Origin of the sequence: Micromonospora echinofusca (assembly GCF_017614955.1) — a bacterium.
In the GTDB taxonomy this organism is placed as follows: Bacteria; Actinomycetota; Actinomycetes; order Mycobacteriales; family Micromonosporaceae; genus Micromonospora; species Micromonospora echinofusca_A.
Map to the genome: position 1 here is coordinate 1 of NZ_WVUH01000387.1, position 6256 is coordinate 6256.

Genomic DNA, 6256 nt, shown 5'->3' on the forward strand with positions numbered 1-6256 from the left:
ATGGAGTTGTGGTGCCCCACAAAGGCCACGAATCGGGGCAGAACTCCCACCACAAGTCCATGATCGGCGGGTTCCTCCGGTCGGCGTGGCCGGCGCTGGCCGGCTACCTGGCGGTCCGGCTGGTCGGGCTGGCGCTGCTCTGGGCCTGGGCGCAGGCCAACGGCAAGAGCATCGGGACCCTGCTCGCCACCCGGGCCGACGCACGTTGGTACCTGGCCATCGCCGAGCACGGGTACGACAGTGGCGCGGGGCAGAGCAGCATGGCCTTCTTCCCGCTCTACCCGGGGCTGGTCAGGGTCCTGGAGCCGGTGCTGCCGCTCGGCCCCGGAGGCACCGCCGTACTGGTCACCTGGGTCGCCGCCCTCGCGGCGGCGGCCGGGCTGTTCGCCATCGGCAACCACCTGTACGACCGGCGGGTGGGCATCCTGCTCGCCATGCTGTGGGGGGCGTTGCCGCACGCGGTGGTGCAGTCCATGGCGTACACCGAGGCACTGTTCACCGCGTTCGCCGTCTGGACCCTCTTCGCGCTGCTGCGCCGCAACTGGCTGACGGCCGGCCTGCTCTGCCTGCTCGCCGGGTTGACCCGGCCCACCGCGTCCGCGCTGATCCCGGTGGTCGGGCTGGCCGCCCTGATCGCGGTGTTCCAGCGGCGCGACGGCTGGCGCCCCTGGGTGGCGATGCTGCTCGCCCCGCTCGGTTACCTCGGCTACCTGGGCTGGGTGGCGCAGCGGACCGGCCGACTGGACGGCTGGTTCACCATCCAGAACGACGGCTGGAAAATGTCCTTCAACGGCGGCCGGTACACCGTCGGCGTGGCGAAAACCGTCCTCGTCGAGGGTTCCACCCTCGCGCTGTACGCGGTCACCCTGGTGCTGACACTCGCCGTCGTGCTGTTCGTGTTCAGCCTGCTGGACCGGCAGCCGTGGCAACTACTGCTCTACAGTGCGCTGCTGCTGGCCACCTCGCTCGGCGCACACGGGTACTACCACTCCAAGGCGCGTTTCCTGCTGCCCGCGTTCCCGCTGCTGCTGCCGGTCGCGGTGGCGCTGGGCCGGACCAGCCGGCCGAAGCGGTGGATCGTGGTGGCGGTACTCGCCGCCGGATCGGCGTACCTCGGCGCGTACCTGCTGCTCCGCTGGAAGTACTCCCCCTGATCCGGGTACCGCTCTGATCCGCCCACCCGCTCGAATGCTCCCGACGGCGATCCCCATCGACGCAGGCACTGCAGACGGGACCACGGAACCTACCTCCCCCAACTCGGCGCGCACTTGACCCTGACCGTGAAAGCCAACCAGCCCCACCTGCGCGCACCACTCACGGACCCGCCCCGGCAAGCGGTCCCCGACGCGCCCCTGCGACACTGACTGCGGCAACAACGCCGCGAGATGCGCGCATACCGATCCTGACCTCCCCTTCGGATAGAGATCCCACGCGCCGCCTAAGCGATGAGGATCCGCCATTGCGGATGCCGCCTCGACCAGGCGAAACGGTTCACGCCAAAGCCGTCTACGAGATCACCGACCTGCGTGTCCACCGGGTCACCCAGTCCATCTAGCCGGAGGATCCGCGGCCACCGGTCGATCGAAAACAAGCTCAACCGGGTTCGGGACGTCACCAATGACAAAGACTTCCCAGATCCGCACCGCCGCCCGACCACACGTCGTGGCCGCCCTGCGCAACGCCGCTATCGGCGCACTTCGTACCGCTGGCGTCACCAACCTCACCACCGCCAACCTTCACCACGCCCGCAGCACCTGCCCGATGGGCCCTACCCGGCCTTAATGCTTGCCCAAGCCCTGGCCAGAGCACCGGCGCAAGTTCGGCCATTTTCGCCGTCCCCGCAGCCGATCGCCGCCGGCCCACCAGATCGACCAAAGCCCGGCGCCACGGCATTGCACAAGTCCAGAATCAGCACCCGATAGGCAAGAACACTAGACAGATCGTTCAAGTTCTATATAGAGTTGCATGCACACGGCACCCTCATTGGCCAGGTCACCGGTCTCAAAGAGAGGCAATCATGATTACTCGCCTATGGGCTCGCTTTGCAGCAGTCGCGGGTCTAGCACTTGCAGCCATTGCAGCTAGCAGCACCCCCGCCCTCGCCACGGACTACAGTTTTACCGTAAGCCACTACCATGCGTCGGGAGCACTCGCAACTCAGGTTACCGGCAACATCGTCTGGCATAACCGCTCGGCGCAACTCACCAATATCCGCATCTACACCCTGGCAGGCGAGTGCGCATACGGCGAATTCTTCGGTTACCACAATGGAACCGCCGGGTACATCGACCACAAGAGCACAGCGATCCGTTGCTCAAACGTAAACATGTGGCACGACAACATTTCCGATATTACGATCGAGGATTCAAGCTCGGCTCAGATCAGAATTGACTGGATTGGCATCATTGCAAACGACGATACGCACATCGCCTATTCGGCTGGCAGCGCGAGCCGCTATTGAGACGATGCAGGGTATCCGCTTATCCTCGGTGGCGCGCTACTTAGCCAGGCGGCCGAGTAACTCACCGAACCACTGACCCGCCGTCGCCCCCCCATTCGGGCAACAGCCAGAGCCACCTTCCTCCAAGGGAAGGTGGCTCTGAACTGGTTTCACCGGTGCTCGGATCGAACGGTCGCGGCCACCCTGGGAGACCACAGCGGGCTGGCCTGCTGGCGCGTGAGCTGCGCCAAGGATGATCTTGGACAGACCTACCAACGACTGCGAGAAAAGCACCTACGGGCGATTCAGCGGTAATGTGATTGGCATGAGCCTCGATCGTTCATGGCCAGCACCAGTCGTTTCGGCGCCACGTCGGTGACCGTTGGCATTCCATTCGGTCGGAGCGTAGGCATGGCCGTCTCGCACCGCTGACAACGCAGCACTCAGGGCGACGCTGCGGTCCAAGCCGCAAATCAAAAACCCACGCGTCGTGTGGACGATGCCGCAACCCTCAGCAATGCCCTGTTAGAGTCGACACGCAGACGGTTCGGGCCCGCAACACAATTGACTGGATTCACCCAACGCATCGAACGCAATACAAAACAGATTCCGGAGATACGGTGCTCAAGGTCAGAGACATCAGCTTCCGGTACGGGAAGAAAGACGTGCTCACCGACGTCTCACTCGACCTGACCACTGGCGCGAACCTGTTCCTCGGCAGAAACGGTGCCGGCAAGACCACGCTCATGCGCGTACTGGCGGGTGCGGCCCGGCCGCATTCCGGCGAAGTCCACCTGAATGGCGAGCCGTTCAGCTTCACGCTGGGCTCGGACCGGCGGATACTGCGCCGGGTCGGCTGGCTCCCGCAGACGTTCGGGTTTCCGCCCCGGATGAAGGTGGCGGAGTTCGTCGCGTATGCGGCCTGGCTGAAGGAGGTGCCGTCCAGCCTCGTACCCGAGCGAAGCCGGGCGGTACTCGAACTGGTCGACCTGACGGAGAAGTCCCGCCAGCCGCTCAACTCCCTCTCCGGTGGTCAGTTGCGGCGTGCCGGGCTGGCTGCGGCCCTGGTGGCCGATCCTGACGTGCTGATTCTGGACGAGCCGACCGCCGGCCTGGATCCGGAACAGCGGGACGCCTTCCACGAGCTAATCCGTCAGGTCCGTCAGGAGAAGATCGTGGTGGTGGCCACGCATCTGCTTGAGGACGTCGAGGCGTTGGCGGAGCACATCGTGGTCATCGACCACGGCACGGTCCGGTGGACGGGTTCTCCGGCCGAGCTGGTAAGTCACGGCGGTGGCGAATCCGGCCTGGGCGGCCTGCGGAACGGTTTCCAGACGATGATCGGTCAGCGGTCATGAGGAGCACCGCGCCCGGCAGGGCCAACCCGGCGTACCTCGTCGTCGGAGTTGCGGTGGCACTTCTCACCGCGCTACAGGGCGTCATCGTGGTGGCCGCCAAGTCGGAACGGTGGGCCGGGCACTGGGCAAACACCAGCGCTGCCGTGGGCTGGGCAACCATCTGGGGCTGCTGCATCGGATCCGCAGCGACGGCCTGGCTCGTGGCTTCGGCCCGACGGCACCACTACGAACATCTGATCCAGGCGTCCTCCCGATCCTGCTTCGCGATCTACCGTTCCTCGTTGCTCACGGTCGCACTCGGCAGCCTGGTCGGGTACGCCGTGGTGCTCGGGTACGCGGTCTCCACCACCGGTCCACGCGCGATGCACGGTCAGTTGAGCGCTGTCGAGTTGGCGAGTACCCTTGCCGCCGTGCCGCTGGCGATCGGCCTGGGCGGTGTCGCCGGCCGCCTCGTCCCGGCTCTGCTGGCGCCGATCGCCGCCGCCGTCGCGCCCTATGTCATCTACATGCTGCTCGTCTATGCGGATGCCTACAGCGGAAGCGTTCTCTTCTCCGACATCTCGCTGTCGGACCAGGTGGACCGCACCTATCTGAGTCTTCCGGTGGAGCTTCTGCTGGGGCGGGCGGTGTTCTGGACAGCCGTGGGTGCCTCCCTGCTCTGCTGGGCCATGCTCGCCGGCCGGGCCGCGTACGCCGCGACACTGGTCGCCAGCTTCGGTTTGTCGGCCGTGCTGCTCACCGCTGGCACGCGCTTCGAGAAGCCCGGTGAGTACGAGGCGGTCTGCTTCGCTGGCGTACCCGCCATCTGCGTCGACCGGGCCCACGAGCACCTGGCCGACGAGTACGTCGCCAGGATCAGGTCGGCTGCCGCCGTTGTTCCCGGATTCGACTTCGCCGCGACCACCGTGATCCTCGTCGAGGGTCTGGCGGAGCGAGCAGGGCAACCACACGGCGAGGGCTCCGCAACAGCGAGAATGCTTCTGGTACCGGTCGTCAAAGGCAACACATCACCCGCGCACCAGATCGATCCGACTGCCCTCGATGCCGCTTTCGGTGCCGCCGTGTTTCTCGATCCATGCCTACGGGCGTCCGGCGCGAACGGCGAGGCCGGTGTCACCGACCGGCTCAGGATGGCAGTCCCGCTCTACGCCTGGTGGCTGGCCATGAGAAAAGCCCCACTCGACGGCAGTAACTATCCCGGCGAGCTGGACGTTCGTTCCGTACTCGCGGAAGATGCCGCATACGCTGCTGCCCTGGACGGCTTTTCCCGTCTTCCCAGGGCGGACCAGGCCGCGTGGATCAGCGCGAACCAGGACAGGATCTCCAGGTGTCAGGCGCTCCCGCTGCCATGAGAACGTCGACCAGGCCACGCACCCGGGTCCTGCTCGCGCTCGCCTTCGCCACCGCACGCGGCGTCACCCTGTGGGGCGTCGCCGCCTACGCCGCGCTCTGGCTCCTCATCGGTGTGGTTGCCCAGTTCAGCATGTCGGCCCTGGGTCTGCGGTTCGCACCGCCGGGGAGTTCGTCTCTGGACACCGTCGCCGTAGTGTTCATGCTGCTACCAGCGGCTGCCCTGGCAAGCAGCACGGTCAGCCGGGCCACCGAACTGGAGGCCGTCCGGGCACGGCCGATACTCAGGGCCCAGAGCCTCTGGATGCTCGTCGTACTGGGTGCCGGGTCCATCGGCCCCTGGGCCACCTCGTTCGCACTGCCCCAGGCCGTCGACCGGATCTCGTACGTCGCGGCGTGGTGCATCGTGTTCGCATCCGTACTCATCGTGGGTGCGATCTCGACCGTCATGGTCGCCTCGATGTGCACGATGGGGCTGATCGCCGCGTTCAGCACTCCCGGGCTCGTCCCGTGGGAGTACAACCTGATGTACAACGTCACCGCGAGCAGGGCCGCAGCACTGCTGGGGATCGTCCTCCTGCTGGTCGGAGGGTGTCTCCAGGTCGTCCGCCACCGATGACGTGATCGTTTGCAGTTCAGCAGCACTCAGTCCGGCGTGTCGTACCGCTCGACGACAAACGATCAGGGCTCACCCGTTCACGGTTCCCGCATCCAGGTGGCCGGATCAGTCACGAAGATCCCCTTGCCCTGGTGGCGCCGGATCACCCGTAACGCCTCCAGACGGGCGTAGGACATCTGAACTGTTCCGTGACTGACGCTGTACTTGGCGCGCAACTCAACGATCGAGGGCAGTTTGTCCCCCGCAGTCAACTTCCCGGACCTGACGTCTTCGATGACGTCATCAGCGATCCGGATGTAGTCCGGCACTTCAGGCATGGCACTCCTCGCGTGGCAATCCGATTCGATCACAACGCGACGCGCCTAACAAGCAGCGTTGACTCTTCTAGCTATTCTAGATATGTTGCCTACGAGCTGCTCTTCGTGTGGCAACGGGGTGGCTCATCCCCCTGGTCGGGGCGGGTGCGCGTGCCCGCCCCGACCCCCGGAC

General features: G+C 65.7%; 6 protein-coding genes. 5 read left to right on the forward strand and 1 reads right to left on the reverse strand.

Annotation, left to right across the window (positions count from 1 at the left end; translation table 11 throughout):
- Positions 1–8: 8 nt before the first annotated feature.
- The 5 genes from GSF22_RS29105 (at position 9) to GSF22_RS29125 (ending at position 5767) form a co-directional block, all read left to right on the forward strand.
- Entirely contained in the window at positions 9–1154 is a 1146-nt protein-coding gene (locus tag GSF22_RS29105) for a hypothetical protein (protein WP_307804425.1), read from the forward strand.
- Between the two features lie 863 nt (positions 1155–2017).
- On the forward strand, positions 2018–2461 hold the full coding sequence (locus GSF22_RS29110; protein ID WP_208817110.1) for a hypothetical protein: 444 nt from the start codon (positions 2018–2020) through the stop codon (positions 2459–2461).
- Positions 2462–3060: 599 nt separating this feature from the next.
- Positions 3061–3798, forward strand: coding sequence for an ATP-binding cassette domain-containing protein (locus tag GSF22_RS29115; protein WP_208817112.1), 738 nt, complete (start codon positions 3061–3063; stop codon positions 3796–3798).
- A 53-nt stretch (positions 3799–3851) separates the two neighbouring features.
- On the forward strand, positions 3852–5150 hold the full coding sequence (locus GSF22_RS29120; RefSeq protein WP_208817114.1) for a hypothetical protein: 1299 nt from the start codon (positions 3852–3854) through the stop codon (positions 5148–5150).
- Complete coding sequence (locus GSF22_RS29125) at positions 5147–5767, forward strand: hypothetical protein (RefSeq protein ID WP_208817116.1); 621 nt, start codon at positions 5147–5149, stop codon at positions 5765–5767. Before GSF22_RS29120 ends, GSF22_RS29125 begins: the two co-directional genes overlap by 4 nt.
- A gap of 77 nt (positions 5768–5844) precedes the next feature.
- Here GSF22_RS29125 and GSF22_RS29130 read toward each other — a convergent pair whose 3' ends face one another.
- Positions 5845–6084 (reverse strand): winged helix-turn-helix domain-containing protein, encoded by a 240-nt coding sequence (locus tag GSF22_RS29130; protein ID WP_208817118.1) that lies wholly within the window; start codon positions 6082–6084, stop codon positions 5845–5847.
- Between the last annotated feature and the right edge of the window lie 172 nt (positions 6085–6256).

What these genes read in the sequence shown, in the direction of transcription:
- GSF22_RS29110 (WP_208817110.1), top strand. Translation starts at nt 2,018, where the DNA reads ATGATTACTCGCCTATGGGCTCGCTTTGCAGCAGTCGCGGGTCTAGCA.
- GSF22_RS29125 (WP_208817116.1), top strand. Translation starts at nt 5,147, where the DNA reads ATGAGAACGTCGACCAGGCCACGCACCCGGGTCCTGCTCGCGCTCGCC.
- GSF22_RS29130 (WP_208817118.1), bottom strand. Translation starts at nt 6,084, where the DNA reads ATGCCTGAAGTGCCGGACTACATCCGGATCGCTGATGACGTCATCGAA.